At 71.2% G+C, this 14,661-nt stretch carries 11 protein-coding genes; 6 read left to right on the top strand and 5 right to left on the bottom strand.

What is annotated here, in order from left to right; all coding sequences use genetic code 11:
- The first annotated feature begins 126 nt into the window (after nucleotides 1-126).
- Complete coding sequence (locus ABZT04_RS12360; protein ID WP_356056179.1) at nucleotides 127-564, top strand: DUF4442 domain-containing protein; 438 nt, start codon at nucleotides 127-129, stop codon at nucleotides 562-564.
- Between the two features lie 70 nt (nucleotides 565-634).
- Here ABZT04_RS12360 and galU read toward each other — a convergent pair whose 3' ends face one another.
- A complete protein-coding gene (gene galU, locus ABZT04_RS12365; protein ID WP_356055875.1) occupies nucleotides 635-1,588 on the bottom strand; it encodes a UTP--glucose-1-phosphate uridylyltransferase GalU in 954 nt (317 codons plus the stop codon).
- 342 nt (nucleotides 1,589-1,930) lie between these two features.
- On the opposite strand from galU, the gene ABZT04_RS12370 reads away from it, so the two are divergent.
- From ABZT04_RS12370 to ABZT04_RS12385, 4 genes are all read left to right on the top strand, one after another.
- Nucleotides 1,931-3,757 (top strand): RICIN domain-containing protein, encoded by a 1,827-nt coding sequence (locus tag ABZT04_RS12370; protein WP_356055877.1) that lies wholly within the window; start codon nucleotides 1,931-1,933, stop codon nucleotides 3,755-3,757.
- A 255-nt stretch (nucleotides 3,758-4,012) separates the two neighbouring features.
- Nucleotides 4,013-6,490 carry a glycoside hydrolase family 3 N-terminal domain-containing protein gene (locus ABZT04_RS12375; protein ID WP_356055879.1) on the top strand — a complete coding sequence of 826 codons (2,478 nt, stop codon included), beginning with the start codon at nucleotides 4,013-4,015 and terminating at the stop codon, nucleotides 6,488-6,490.
- A gap of 149 nt (nucleotides 6,491-6,639) precedes the next feature.
- A complete protein-coding gene (locus tag ABZT04_RS12380; protein ID WP_356055881.1) occupies nucleotides 6,640-8,133 on the top strand; it encodes an amidohydrolase in 1,494 nt (497 codons plus the stop codon).
- A 68-nt stretch (nucleotides 8,134-8,201) separates the two neighbouring features.
- Nucleotides 8,202-8,861 (top strand): isochorismatase family protein, encoded by a 660-nt coding sequence (locus ABZT04_RS12385; protein ID WP_356055883.1) that lies wholly within the window; start codon nucleotides 8,202-8,204, stop codon nucleotides 8,859-8,861.
- A 293-nt stretch (nucleotides 8,862-9,154) separates the two neighbouring features.
- On the opposite strand, the gene ABZT04_RS12390 is transcribed toward ABZT04_RS12385, so the two are convergent.
- A complete protein-coding gene (locus ABZT04_RS12390) occupies nucleotides 9,155-10,480 on the bottom strand; it encodes a lysine N(6)-hydroxylase/L-ornithine N(5)-oxygenase family protein (protein WP_356055885.1) in 1,326 nt (441 codons plus the stop codon).
- A gap of 83 nt (nucleotides 10,481-10,563) precedes the next feature.
- Here ABZT04_RS12390 and ABZT04_RS12395 point away from each other — a divergent pair, with 83 nt between their 5' ends.
- Nucleotides 10,564-11,517, top strand: coding sequence for a methionyl-tRNA formyltransferase (locus tag ABZT04_RS12395; RefSeq protein ID WP_356055887.1), 954 nt, complete (start codon nucleotides 10,564-10,566; stop codon nucleotides 11,515-11,517).
- Between the two features lie 39 nt (nucleotides 11,518-11,556).
- On the opposite strand, the gene ABZT04_RS12400 is transcribed toward ABZT04_RS12395, so the two are convergent.
- The 3 genes from ABZT04_RS12400 to ABZT04_RS12410 are packed head-to-tail and all read right to left on the bottom strand — an operon-like array spanning nucleotide 11,557 to nucleotide 14,553.
- On the bottom strand, nucleotides 11,557-12,444 hold the full coding sequence (locus tag ABZT04_RS12400; protein ID WP_356055889.1) for an ABC transporter ATP-binding protein: 888 nt from the start codon (nucleotides 12,442-12,444) through the stop codon (nucleotides 11,557-11,559).
- A 4-nt stretch (nucleotides 12,445-12,448) separates the two neighbouring features.
- Nucleotides 12,449-13,531: an iron chelate uptake ABC transporter family permease subunit gene (locus tag ABZT04_RS12405; RefSeq protein WP_356055891.1), complete on the bottom strand. Its 1,083-nt coding sequence runs from the start codon at nucleotides 13,529-13,531 to the stop codon at nucleotides 12,449-12,451.
- On the bottom strand, nucleotides 13,528-14,553 hold the full coding sequence (locus ABZT04_RS12410; protein ID WP_356055894.1) for an iron ABC transporter permease: 1,026 nt from the start codon (nucleotides 14,551-14,553) through the stop codon (nucleotides 13,528-13,530). Before ABZT04_RS12410 ends, ABZT04_RS12405 begins: the two co-directional genes overlap by 4 nt.
- Nucleotides 14,554-14,661 lie beyond the last annotated feature (108 nt).

The following is a 14,661-nucleotide window of genomic DNA, read 5'->3' on the forward strand; positions in this document are numbered from 1 at the left end:
TCAGGGTCGTACCAACTCTGTGGCCAATCAACGGCCAACTCGGTGGCCGCATGGTGTGTGCGGCCGCACACATCTGGCCAGACTTGGCTACCCGTGGGTAACATGCTGCTCATGAGCGCAGATCAGATGTCCATAGGTGAGTTGCTCGCCGCCACGGTGCCGATGGTTCGGACCCTGAACCTGGAGTACCTGGAGACCAGTCCGGAGCAGGCCGTGGTGGCCCTGCCGGACCAGGACGAGTACCGCAACCACGTCGGCGGGCCGCATGCCGGCGCCATGTTCACCCTCGGCGAGTCCGCCAGTGGCGCGGTCGTCCTCGCCGCCTTCGGCGACCAGCTCGCCCGGGCCGTGCCGCTCCCGGTCAACGCCGAGATCGCGTTCAAGAAGATCGCCCTGGGCCCGGTCCGGGCCACCGCGACCCTCGGCCGCCCCGCCGCCGACGTCGTCGCCGAACTCGACGCGGGCGAGCGCCCCGAGTTCCCGGTCACCGTCGCCATCCAGCGCGCGGACGGCGCCGTCACGGGCGAGATGACGGTCACCTGGACCCTGAGGCCGAACGGCTGAGCTTCGAAGCCTCGATGCAAGAGGCCCGGTCGTCGTCCACGACGTCACCGGGCCCTGGTGCGTGGGGAGTTCAGGCCGCGATCCGACCGCGCTCGCTCGCGCCGTTCTCCAGTCCCGCCACGAACTCCTTGAGCCACGCGGTGAATTCGGGCCCGAGGTCGGGGCGGTCGCAGGCCAGGCGGACCACCGTGCGCAGATAGTCGGCCTTGTCGCCGGTGTCGTAGCGCAGGCCGTCGAAGACGACCCCGTGCACCGTGCCGTCGGCGGCCAACTCCTGCAGGGCGTCGGTCAGTTGGATCTCGCCGCCGCGGCCGGGCGGGGTGCGCTCCAGAGTGGGGAAGATCGCGGGGTCCAGGACATAGCGGCCGATGACGGCGTAGCGGCTCGGCGCATCCTCGCGGGACGGCTTCTCAACCAGGCCGGTGACCCGTACGACACCGTCCTCCGCGGTCGGCTCGACGGCCGCGCAGCCGTACAAGTGGACCTGTTCCGCGGGTACTTCCATGAGGGCGACCACGCTGCCGGCGTACCGCTCGCGGACCTCCAGCATCCGGCTGAGCAGGGTCTCGCGCGGGTCGATCAGGTCGTCGCCCAGGAGGACGGCGAAGGGCTGCTCGCCGACGTGGTGGCGGGCGCACAGCACCGCGTGGCCGAGGCCGAGCGGGTCGCCCTGGCGGATGTGGTGGATGTCGGCGAGACGCGCGGGATCGCGTACGGCGTCCAGGCGTACGGTGTCGCCCTTGGCGGCCAGGGCCTGTTCCAGTTCGAAGGCGTGGTCGAAGTGGTCCTCGATGGCCCGCTTGTGCCGGCCGGTGACCATCAGGATGTCATCGAGCCCGGCCGCCGCGGCCTCCTCGACGACGTACTGGATCGCGGGCTTGTCGACGACCGGCAGCATCTCCTTCGGCGTCGCCTTCGTCGCGGGCAGGAACCGCGTGCCGAGTCCGGCGGCGGGCACGACCGCCTTGCGGACCGTGGGGGCGGGAGCGGGTGCGGGGGTGGTTGAAGAGTGGGGGGCGGTCATGCGGATCATGGTGGCGCATGGTGATTTGAGCACCCCGGGAGAAACTTCGGAGTTCCCTGTGCGCCTCCCTTAGTTTGCGGGGGAGTTGGAGATTTCGTGGAGACGTCTGTGGATACCGCCGGTAACCAATCTGAATTCGAACCTTTTTGAACATCGGTCATCCGAACTCCTTGTTTCCTGTCAGCGGCTTGTGCGAGTGTGAGCCACCTCGTGAGGCCGGCTGTGAGAAGGCAATGGTCAGAGATGCTTCTGGCGCCTCATAGGTACGCACCAATCAAGTACCTGCTTTCCGATGGACGGGCATTCCGTGCGCCGTCGTGCGGCTTGGAAGGAAATGGTTCCGTGCAATCCCCGTACCCCCCACGCCCGCCGTTCCCGCCCCGCCCCGGATCCAGCCCGGGGGAGTCGGACCGCAATCTGGTGGCACTGCTGAACGACAAGGCGGAGGGCTCCCGCGCCGTCGCCCTGCTGCTCGCGCGTCACTGGCGGGCCGCAAGTGAATATGCGGTCATCTGCCTTGCCTCCGCCGAGAGTTCGGCATCCATGGTGGCGACCGCCGCCTTCCACCAGGTGCTGGGTGGCCGGGCGACAAGCGGCGCGCTGCGGCCCCAACTCCTCGTGGCGGTGCGGGAGATGGTGAAGACCTGGGCCGCCGAGGAGCGAATTTCCGCGCTGCTGCCGGAACTTCGTAAACCCACCGGCGGCCGAGGACTGCGCGCGGCGCGGCCCGGGACCTCCGAAAGGCGGAAGCTCGCCGAGCGCGCTTTCGGGGCGCTGCCCGGCGCCTCCCAATGCCTGCTGTGGCACATCGAGGTCGAGGCCGAACCCATATCCGTACCGGCCGGTCTGCTGGGCGTGGAAGAGGTCACCGCGAGTGCCGCGCTGGAGCAGGCGCGTGAACAATTCAGGGCGGGGTGTGTGCGTGCCCACCGGGAACTCGCGCCGACCCCGGAATGCCGTCACTACAACCGGCTCCTCGATGTCCCCATCCGGCGCGGCGGCAGTCTGTTGCCCGATGTGCAACGGCATCTCATGACATGCCGCTACTGCCGATTCGCGGCGGAACAACTGAGTCATTTCGACGGCGGCCTCGAAGTGCTGCTCGCCGAGACCGTCCTCGGCTGGGGCGCCCGCCGCTATCTCGACTCACGGCCCGGCCGCGCGCTGCCCGGGACCTCCGCCCGCCGCGCCCGCCGCCCGATGGGCCGCCACCGCCCCACGCCGGACGGGCCCCTCGCCTTTCCGCGCAGGCACCCCAAGGCCGCGCTCGTGGGCGTGGGTCTGACCTCCCTCGCCCTGCTCGCGACCGTGCTCGTCACCAAGGGGTGGACCGAGGGCGGCGGGACACCCGATCCTCAGGCCACCTGGGGTGCGCCCAGCAGCAGTTCGACCCGTCCGAGCCCCGTCGCCGCACCCTCCTCCGACGGCTCCGCCTCGGCCGCCGGTGCGGGAGTCGTCCAGCAGGGCGTCCTGCGAAGCCTGGCCTCCGGTCTGTGCCTCGACGTTCCGGGCGACCGCCTGGAGGTCGGCGCAGCCGTCGCCCTGGCGGGCTGCTCGTCCGCCGGGTCCCAGCAGTGGTCGTACGACCAGGACGGCCTGCTGCGCAGCCTCGCCGACCCCGGGCTCTGCCTCGACTCCGACACCACCGCGGGCACGGTCACCCTGGCCGGATGCCTGGTGCACGCGGGCGAGGTGCACTACGACCTGACGGTCCGCGGCGAACTCCTCCTCCGCTGGAGCCAGGGCCTGGCCGTCACGCCCGTCAACGGAAAGGCCGGGGCGCGGCTCGTGGCGAAGGACCGGGACGGGTCCGCCGGGCAGCGCTGGGCGCTCGAATCCGCCGCCGACGGACAGGCGAAGCAGAGCGCACCGGCCGGAACGGAAGAGGTCGGGGGAGGGAACGGCGTACCGGGAAGCGGCACACCGCAGGCGCCCGCGCCGCCCGAGGGCACGCCCCGGAGTGACGTAGCACCGCCGCCTTCCGCGGACCCTCCACAGCAGAGCGAGGCGCCGCAGTACACGCCGCGCGCCGCCCAGGTCGCCTGCTGCGCCGATCCCGTGCCCGCACCCGAGCCTGCCGCCCCGGCCGCCGAGGCCGTTCAGCCGCTGGTGACGGTCGTGGCGGGCGTGGTGGACACCGTCACCGGTCTCGTCCCGGCCCTGCGCTGAACCGGTGGGGCCACCCCACCGGGGTGGTCCCACCCAGCCCACTCCTTCGGTTCTTGACGACTCGCACCCGATTTCTGTTCGGATCGTTGACACGAGTCAGTGGCGGTCATAGTTTTCCCGCCGCGCCAGTGGTGCCTGAGGAGACGTCAAGTTGTTGTGGACGCACGTGCGTTCAGACATCGAACACGGACCGGGGCACCGAGGCGCACCTGCGGTCCACAACGTCGTGCCCGCGCACCGAAGGAGTGACGGCTCATGACCGACACCGTCTCCCGGCGATCCGCCCTGCGTCTGCTGGGCGGAGCCATCGCGGTCGCCACCGCGGCCACCACCGGAATCGCCGCCCCGTCGCACGCCTACGCCCAGGCCAGACCCGAGGCGGGGGCGGGCCCCCGCGTCGAAGGACTCCTGAACAAGCTCACCCTCGACGAGAAGATCTCGCTCCTGCACGGCGCCACCGACCCGGACTCGCTCGGCCAGGCCGGATACATCCCCGGCGTACCCCGCCTGAAGATCCCGCCGCTCCGGCTCACCGACGGACCCGCAGGCGTCCGCGTCACCGCACACGCCACCGCCCTCCCGGCACCCGTCCTGCTCGCCTCCGCCTTCGACCCCGAACTCGCCCGACGCTACGGCCGGGTCGTCGGCCGCGAGGGACGCGCGCTGGGCCAGGACGTCCTGCTGTCCCCGATGGTCAACCTCATCCGCACCCCGTACGCGGGCCGCAACTTCGAGACCCTCAGCGAGGACCCGCTGCTCGCAGGCGACCTGGTCGCCGCCGAGATCGAGGGCATCCAGGGCGAGGGACTCATCGCGACCGTCAAGCACTTCGCGATGAACAACCAGGAGAAGGACCGCGACTCCATAGACGTGCGCGTCGACGAACAGACCATGCACGAGATCGAGTTGCGCGGTTTCGAAGCGGCGATCGACGCCGGCGCCGGCGCGGTGATGGGCGCGTACAACAAGGTCAACGGCACCTTCGCCTGCGAGAACAAGACCCTCCTCACCGACATCCTGCGCGGCCAATGGGGCTTCGAGGGCTGGGTGATGACCGACTGGTTCGCCGCCCACAGCACGGTCACCGCGATCACGGCCGGACTCGACATGGAGATGCCGGACGGGACGTACTTCGGTACGCCGCTCAAGACGGCCGTACAGAACGGCAGCGTGCCCGAGCGGTACGTCGACCGCGCGGTGCGCCGGATCCTCGGTGTCATGGACCGGTTCGGACTCCTCGACGGCAGCGCGCCGCCCCGGCCCGCCCGCGACGCGAAGGCCGGTGCCGCCGTCGCCCTGGAGGTCGCCAAGGCGGGCGCCACCCTGCTCCGCAACGAACACCGCACCCTCCCGCTGACCGGCGGCTCCGTCGCGGTGATCGGCCCCACCGGCACCCTGCCCTTCGTCAGCGGCGGCGGCAGCGCCCATGTCGTGCCGGACCACGCGGACAGCCCCCTCGACGCGATCAGGGCGCGGGCCGGCTCCGGTGCCCACGTGACGTACAGCCTCGGCGAGGACCTCTTCGGCAAGGCGATACCCGCGTCCGCGCTCACCCCCGCCTTCGACAGCGAAGGGCAACGGGTGGAGGCCGGGAAGACCTGGGAGTACGACGGCTCGCTCGCCGTCGCCGAGACCGACGAGTGGACCTTCGTGCTCCACTTCGACTCCGCCGCCACCGCCCGCCCCACGGTCCTCCTCGACGGCACCGAACTCTTCCCGCTCGCCGCCGGATACGGCGAGTACTTCTCGGGCGGCCTCGTCTCGGTCGACCCCGACGGCCTCTCCGTCCGCCGCAAGACCCTCACCCTCACCAAGGGCGCCCACACGCTGAAGATCAGCGCGGCGGGCGGTGACGCCGGACTGCTGTTCCGGCTGCGGCGCATCACCGGCGCGACGCGCGCGCAGGACGTCGCCGACGCGGTCACCGCGGCCCGCGCCGCCCGCAGTGTCGTCCTGTTCGCCTACGAGGACGCCACCGAGGGCCTGGACCGCACCACCCTCGGACTCCCGGGAAACCAGGCCGAGTTGATCGAGTCGGTCACGGCGGCGAACCCGCGCACCACCGTCGTCCTCAACACCTCGTCCTCGACGGCGATGCCGTGGCTGGCCCGCAGCGGTGCCGTGCTCCAGATGTACTACCCGGGCCAGGAGGGCGCCGCCGCGACGGCAGCCGTGCTGTTCGGCGACTGCGACCCCGGCGGCCGGCTCACCCAGTCCTTCCCGGTCGACGACGACCACCACCCCGTCGCCGGGGACCCGCTCCGCTACCCCGGAGTGAACGGCACCGAGGAGTACTCGGAGGGCATCCACGTCGGCTACCGCTGGTACGACGCGGAGGGCGTGCGCCCGCTCCACCCCTTCGGGCACGGACTGTCGTACACCTCCTTCTCCTACGAGGACGCGTCCGCGCGATGGAACGGGCACGGCCTGGACGTGACCTTCACGGTCCGCAACACCGGGCGACGCGAGGGGGTGGCCGTGCCGCAGGTGTACGTCGGCCGCTCACCGGACCTGCAACTCGACCAAGCGGTACGGGTGTTGGGCGGCTATCGGCGCCTCGTGCTGCGGGCCGGGGAGCGGCGGCGGGTCACCGTGCGGGTCGCCGCGCGCACACTGTCGTCGTGGGATGTACGGCGGCACGCGTGGGTGCTGGGGACCGGGCGGCGGTCGGTCTGGGTCGGGGCGTCCTCGGGCGATCTGCGGCTGCGGACGACTGCCGACGTGAAGAGGTGACAGGGCGCCCCTCACCGACCTCCCCATTACCCGTCTGCCCTTGCCGGTCGGCGAGGTAAGGTAACCCTAAGTTTATCTGGGGGCGGTGATGGGGTGCGCTCGGCATTCCCTTGCCCCGGCACTCCCTCTCTGGGGCAATGGAGGCTCATATGGCAGACACCGCAAGCGCCCCGACGCCCGCGCTGACACTCGCCCGGGTGCGGCTCGGCGCCGGTGGGCCGCTCGTCCGGCTGCGGGTGGCGGACGGCGTGATCACCCACGTCGTCCCGGAAGCGGAGGCGGGGACCGACGAGCGGGTCCTCGATCTCGACGGGCGGGTGCTGTTGCCCGGCCTGTGGGACGCCCACGTCCACCTCGCGGAATGGGCGAGCGCGCGGCACCGCCTGGACCTGGCCGGAACCACCTCCGCACGGGCGGTGGCCGACCTCGTCCGGGACCGCGCCGGCACACCCGACGACGGCACGGTGCTCTACGGCTACGGGTTCCGCGACGGTCTGTGGTCCGACGCCCCGCACAAGGAACTGCTGGACGCGGTGTCGCCGGGTCGGCCGGTCGCCCTGGTCAGCGCCGATCTGCATGCCGCGTGGTTCAACTCCGCCTGCCTCGCGCTCGTCGGCCGGGGCGACCACCCCACCGGCCTGATCAGGGAGCACGAGGCCCACGAAGTCCTCTCCGCCCTCCCCGCCACCCCGACCGAGGTGCTCGACGGCTGGATCGAGGACGCCTGCCGGGCCGCCGCCGCGCGCGGGGTCACCGGTGTCATCGACTTCCAGTTCGGCGACACGGTCGGCGACTGGGAACGCCGCTCGGCCCAATTCCGGCCCGCCGTACGGGTGTCGGCGGCGGTCTATCCGAGCCACCTGGATACGGCGGTCAAGCGCGGGCTGCGCACCGGCGACGAGGTCGGCGCGCGCGGGGCCCTGGTCCGGGTGGGCCCGTTGAAGCTCTTCACGGACGGATCCCTCAACACCCGGACCGCCCTGTGCCACGACCCCTACCCGGGACTTGAGCACACGGACGGCGCCCACGGCATCGAGCAGACGTCCCCCGCCGAGCTGGTGCGGCTCATGCGGCACGCCGCCGCGCACGGCATCGAACCCGCCGTGCACGCCATCGGCGACCACGCCAACACCGTGGCTCTGGACGCCTTCGAGGCGGTGCGCTGCCGCGGCCGGATCGAGCACGCGCAGTTGCTGAGCCCCCAAGACCTGCCGCGATTCGCCCAGTTGGGGGTGGTGGCGGGGGTACAACCCCGGCACGCGACGGACGACCGAGATGTGGCGGACCGGCACTGGGCCGGACGTACCGACCGCGCCTTCGCCTACGCCGACCTCCTCGCCGCCGGAGCCCGCCTGGAGTTCGGTTCGGACGCCCCCGTCTCGCCGCTCGACCCCTGGCTCGCCATCGCGGCCGCCGTCAGCCGCACCGACGACGAACGCCCCGCCTGGCATCCGGAGCAACGCCTCGCCGTCCCGGACTCGTTGGTCGCGGCGGCACGCGGCCGCCGACTGGTCAGGGTCGGGAACCCGGCCGACCTGGTGATCGTGGACGTCGACCCCCTGGACGCCGACCCGCACACCCTGCGGACGATGCCCGTGCACGCCACGATGACGAACGGCCGCTGGACGCATGGGCCTTACTGAGCCGGTACCCGTGCCCCGCGTTCCCCACGACGTCCGCCGCCCGACGTCCGATGACCGGTGAGAGGCCGATGCGTATGCCGCCGCCGTCCGACATGATCCCGTACGTCATGCCCGGCCCCGCCGCGCTGCCCCCGGACCGTACGGGCTGGTCCATCGACCCCTGCCGCGCGGCGCTGGTGGTCCTGAACGCGCAGAACCACTTCCTGCACGTACTGCGGGAGTCCTCCGCGCCGGTCGGTGAACTCCTGGCGGGAGTGGGCCGGTTGGCGGAGTCGGCGCGAGCGGCGGACATCCCCGTCCTGTACACCCTCAAGACCGCCGAGCCGGAACCGGACGGACGCGGGACCAGTTTCGGGCACCCGCGCCTGCCCGGCGGCGAGGACTCCCGCGACATCTTCGACGTGATCCGCCCCCAGGTCGGCGACAGCGTCCTCGTCGCGAAGCGCTTCAGCGCCTTCGCCGGAACCCGACTCCGGCGCCGCCTCGCGGAGTTGGGGCGCGACCAGCCGGTGATCGTCGGCGTCTTCGCCCGCACCCAGGTCCTACTGACCGCGGCCGACGCGTGGATGCAGGACATGGAGCCCTTCGTCGTCGCGGACGCGGTCGCCGACCGGGCGCCTGAGGATCACCGGATGGCCCTGGACTGGATCGCGGCGACGTGCGGGGCGGTACGGACGGTGCGGGGGGTGGTGGATGTGTTTGGGGAGCGGGTGTCGCAAGGCCGTTGATCTGACGGGGGTTTGGAAGGGTGTGACAGGTTTGGTGGGTTGGGCGGGGGTGGACGCCTCCGGCCCTTGATCGCAGACCGCCGGCCCTCTCCCACCACCGGCCGCCGGGAATGGCCCCCCGTCATCCGGCGCCCGGCTCTCATCAACCCGGAAGCGCCCCCGCCAACCCCCAACAGGCCCCCGCCAACCCCCATTTGGCACGAGCCCCGCCCGTACCCCCGACCCACAAACACACCCCGAGCCCGAAAGGGACCGTACCCTCCGGGCCCGGGGAGACATGCGCGCCGACGATGTCAGCCCGTGGTGACCCTCCCCGCCTGTACCGAGTGGTGGATCTCCTCCGCGCGGACCGCCACCGTCGACAGCAGGGTGCTGGTCAGGCCGTGGGTGTGTTCCGTGCCGCCCTGGAGGTAGAGGCCGGCGGTGACCTCCGGGGCCGTTTCGACGCGGTGGTCGCGGCCCACGCGGATCTCGTCGCCGTCGTCCCTGAGGCAGAGTTTGGCCGCCTCGCCGAGGAGCGAACTCAGGTCCCTGGGCCGGTAACCGGTGGCGAGGACGAGCACGTCGGCGGACAGCACCTGCTTCTCGCCGGTGGGCAGGAACTCCACGGCTACGTCGAGACCGCCACCCGCGCCCGGGTCGACGGCACGGACCCGTGAGACGTTCAGGAAGCGCAGCCGCTCCCGTCCGGCCACCTTCTCGCGGTACGCCGTGGCGTACAGCGCCTCGATCAACTCCATGTCGACCACGGAGTAGTTGGTGGACCGGTGGTAGTCGAGGAGGGACTGCTTCACCTCGGAGGGGGCCGAGAAGTAGAGGTCCACCGCCTCCGGGTCGAAGATACGGTTCGCGAACGGGCTGTCGTCGGCAGGGGTGTAGCCGTACTTGGCGAACACCGAGCACACCTCGGCGTCCGGGAAGGTGCGGTGCAGATAGTCCACCGCTTCCGCCGCGCTCTGGCCGGCGCCGAGCACGACGGCCCGCCGTACGGGCGTGCCCGTGTCCGCCAGCCCGGCCGCGCGGGGTATCAACTCGCTGTTGTGCCAGACCCGTTCGGCCAGTTCCAGCCCGGGCGGCACATGCGGCTCCAGGCCCATCGCCACGCTGATGTTGCGGGCCCGCCGGGTCACCAGCTCGCCGGAACCCGCGGGGCCCCGGCTGGTGACGTCGAAGAAGGCGATCTGGCCGTCGTCGTCGCGCACCGGGTCGACGGCGATGACCTCACTGCCGTAGGAGACCAGGTGGGAGACCCGCTCGGCGGCCCACTCGAAGTACTCGTGGAACTCCACACGCAGCGGGAACAGGGTCTTCTGGTTCAGGAAGTCGATCAGTCTGCCCTGCTCGCGCAGGAAGCAGAGGAAGCTGTAGTCGCTGGTCGGATTCCGCAGCGTGACCAGGTCTTTCAGGAACGACACCTGCATCGTGGCGTCGTCGATCAGCATGCCCCGGTGCCAGCCGAAGCGCGGCTGGCGCTCCAGGAACAGGGCGTCCAGACGACGTTCTGCCGGAAGGCCCCTGTTGTGCTCCTCAACCGCTATGGACAGTGCGAGATTTGACGGACCGAAACCGATTCCGAGTATGTCGTGGACGACTTCGGAATCCATGAGCGGTGACTTCACCGTGGCATCGCCTCCCTCAGGCAGCCCAATGCTAGATAAGGTAAGGCTTACCTTGCAATGAGTCGTTGAAGGGAAGGACCGTCATGCGGGTCGTCATGCTCGGCTACCAGACCTGGGGTCACCGCACGCTTCAGGCGTTGCTGGACTCCGACCACGAGGTGGTTCTCGTCGTCACCCATCCGAAGAGCGAGCACGCCTACGAGAAGATCTGGGACGACAACGTCGCCGAACTCGCCGAGAAGAACGACGTCCCCGTCCTGCTGCGCAACCGCCCCGACGACGCCGAACTCATCGACGCCGTACGGGAAGCACGCCCGGACATCATCGTCGCCAACAACTGGCGGACCTGGCTGCCGCCGGAGCTGTTCGACCTCCCGCCGCACGGCACGCTCAATGTGCACGACTCGCTGCTGCCGTCGTACGCCGGGTTCTCCCCGATCATCTGGGCGCTCCTGAACGACGAGCCGCGCGTCGGTGTCACCGCACACCGGATGAACGGCGAACTCGACGCCGGCGACGTCCTGATCCAGCGCTCGGTGCCGGTCGGGCCCACCGACACGGCGACCGACCTGTTCCACCGGACCGTCGACCTCATCGCGCCGATCGTGCGCGAGTCGCTCGACCTGATCGCCACGGGTCGCGATGTCGGGCAGTGGGTCCCGCAGGATCGCGCCCGCGCCAGTTTCTTCCACAAGCGGTCGGCCGAGGACAGCCGTATCGACTGGAGTTGGCCCGCGGAACGCCTGGAGCGGCTCGTGCGCGCGCAGTCGGATCCGTACCCGAACGCGTACGCCTTCCACCGCGGTGAGCGGCTCAGGATCGTTTCCGCGGCCGTCTCCGAGGGGCGCTACGGCGGCACCCCGGGCCGGATCTTCATCCGCGAGGGCGACGGCGTGGTCGTCGTGGCCGGCCCCGAGGCCCATACCGGGCGCGGCCGGGGGCTGTTGGTGCGCCGGGTGCGCACGGACGACGGTACCGAGTACGCGGCCGGTGAGTATTTCCGCACGATGGGCGGGTACTTGACGTCCCGGCCCTGAGGAACGCCGTGGCCCCCGCCGTTCGACGGTGGGGGTCTTTCAGTGGGCGGTGACGGTGTTCCCGGACTTCTCGGGCCGCTTGTCGCCGTCGTGGTGGTGCCGCCCCAGCGGGATCACCAACGGTGTGCCGCTGACCGGGTCGGGGGTGATCCGGCAGCGCAGGTCGAAGACGTCCTCGACGGTCGCCTCGGTCACCACGTCGGCGGGCGCGCCCTCGGCGACGATGCGGCCGGCCTTCATGGCGATGACGTGATCGGCGTACCGGCAGGCCTGGTTGAGGTCGTGCAGCACCATGACCACCGTGCGGCCCTCGCGCCGGTTGAGGTCCGTGATCAGGTCGAGTACGTCGATCTGGTGGGCGAGGTCGAGATAGGTCGTCGGCTCGTCGAGGAGCAGTACGGGGGTGCCCTGGGCGACCGCCATGGCGATCCAGGCGCGCTGGCGCTGGCCGCCGGAGAGTTCGTCGACCGGGCGCTCGGCGAGATCGGTGAGGCCGGTCGCCTCAAGGGCCGCGTGCACGGCCTCCTCGTCGGCCGCGGACCACTGCCGCCACCAGGTCTGGTGGGGGGAGCGGCCCCGGCCCACCAGGTCGAGGACGGTCAGCCCCTCCGGCGCAACCGGCGTCTGCGGCAAGATCCCCAGTTTGCGGGCGAGTTCACGGGTCGGCACGGATCGGAGCGCGACGCCGTCCAGCTCCACCACGCCCTGGCGCGGGGCCAGTAGCCGGGCGAGCGCCCGCAACAGGGTCGATTTCCCACAGGCGTTGGCCCCGACGATGGCCGTGATCCGGCCGGTCGGCACGGTCAGGTCGAGGTTCTCGACCACGGGCCGTCCGTCATAGGCGAGATGAAGATCACGTGCGCGCAACTCCGGCCCGGCGGCGGGCGATTCAGGCGTCCGCGGGGCGCGCGGGTCAGTGGTCGACATGCGATCAGCCTCCAGAGCCCGCGCGGTTGACGCGGATGAGCAGCCATAGCAGGACCGGCGCACCCAGGGCGCCGGTGACGATACCGACCGGCAGTTCCGTCCCGGGGATCGCCTCACGGGCCAGGAGATCGGAGCCGAGGACGACGAACGCGCCGGTGAGACCGGAGACGAGCGGAGGCGGCGACGAGGTGCCCGCCAGCCGCTGGGCGATCTGCGGACAGGCCAGCGCGACGAACGCCACCGGACCGGCCGCCGCCGTACCGAACGCGACCAGGCCCACCCCCGCCAACAGCAGTGCCAGCCGGACAAGTTGGACGGGGGTGCCGAGCCCGGCGGCCACGTCGTCGCCGAGCATCAGCGTGCGCATCCAGCGGCCCATGCCCAGCGTGATCGGCAGGAGCACGGCGAGGGCGATGGCCAGCGAGTCCACCTGGCCCCAGGTCCGGCCGTTGAGGTTGCCGACCAGCCAGCCGAGGGCCGCCTCCGCCTCGAAGCGATTGCCGCGTGCCACAAGGAAGTTGGTGGCACTGGAGCAGATCCAGGACACCCCGATGCCGACGAGGATGATGCGGTACCCGGTGGCGCCGCCCTTCCACGCCAGCGCGTACACGAGCAGCGCGGTCACCAGCGCGCCGAGCAACCCCAGCGTGGACAGCCCGAGTCCGCCGGTCCAGCCCAGAACGACAGCCGCCACCACGGCCGTTCCGGCACCTTCGGTGAGCCCGATCATGTCGGGGCTCGCCAGCGGATTGCGGGTCATCGTCTGGAACACCGCCCCGGAGACCCCGAACGCGACCCCGACCAGCAGCCCGACCAGCGCGCGCGGCAGCCGCAGGTCCCGCACGACGATGACCGTGCCCGCGTCGCCCGAACCCCACAGCGCCCGGATGACGTCGGTGAACGCCACGGGATAGTCGCCGATGGTCAGACCCCGGCAGAACAGCAGGAAGGCGCCGACGGTGACGCCAACTCCGGTGAGCAGCAGGCGCGGACGCAATACGCCGGAGACCGGGGGGACGGCGAGGCGGAACGGCCGGTCGCCGAGAGCGGCACGTGCGGGAGCGACTGTGGGTGAGGGCACGCTCATACCTCCGCGAGCTTCCGGCGGCGGACCAGGACGATGAAGAACGGGCCGCCGAGGAAGGCGACGAGGACACCGGCCTGGATCTCGGTCGGGCGGTCAACCATCCGGCCCAGGATGTCGGCGGACAGCAGCAGCACCGGCGCGAGCGCGGCGGACAGCGGCAGCAGCCACCGGTGGTCGGGGCCGATCCCGGCGTACTGCGCGAGGACCCGGGCGATGTGCGGGACGACCAGACCGAGGAAGACCACTGGACCGATGACGGCGACGGACGCGCCGGTCAGCAGCACGACCGCGGTGACTCCCTGGAGCCGTACCAGACCCAGTCGCCGCCCCAGGGACGCGGCCACGTCGTCGCCGAGGGCCATGCTGTTGAGGGCCGGCGCGCAGGACAGGGCCAGTACGGCGCCGACGGCGAGGAAGGGCAGGATGCGCACCAGATCGCCGGAGTCCTGGTCGGCGAGGGTGCCGGCCGACCAGAAGCGGTAGCGGTCCAGCGCGTCCTGGTCGGTGAGCACGATGGCGCTGGTGAACGACTGGAGCAGCGAGGTGACGGCGACCCCGGCGAGCGCCAGTTTGACCGGCGTGGCCCCGGACCGGCCCAGCCGCCCCAGGAAGAAGACCACGACACTCGCGACCAGCGCCCCGCCGAACGCGAACCACACATAGCCGTAGAGCGAGGTGGCGCCGAGCACCCCGACCGCCAGGACGATCGCGAAGGACGCCCCGGCGCTCACCCCGAGGATGCCCGGGTCGGCGAGCGGATTGCGGGTCAGGGCCTGCATCAGCGCGCCGGACAGGCCGAGCGCGGCGCCCGTCGTCAGGCCGAGCAGGGTGCGGGGCACGCGCACCGACCAGACGATGTTGTCGACGAGGCGGCTGGGCGGATGGCCGAGGACCGAGCGCACGACCTGGTCGAGCGGGACGCTCAGCGCGCCCAGCGCGACGGACAGCAGGGAGAGCAGGACGAGGAGGGTGACGACCAGGGTCACCAGCACTGTGGTGCGAAGCCTTCTGCCTGAAGCCACGTGCCGGTCTCCATGTCGTCTTCCGGGTCATCTGCCGTGCTCTGGAGCCCTGTTGGCGGACCACGGAGAGCCCGGCCAGCAGCTTAGGTGAGCATAACCTCAGTGGCT

Source organism: Streptomyces sp. NPDC005492 (assembly GCF_040605995.1).
GTDB lineage: Bacteria > Actinomycetota > Actinomycetes > Streptomycetales > Streptomycetaceae > Streptomyces.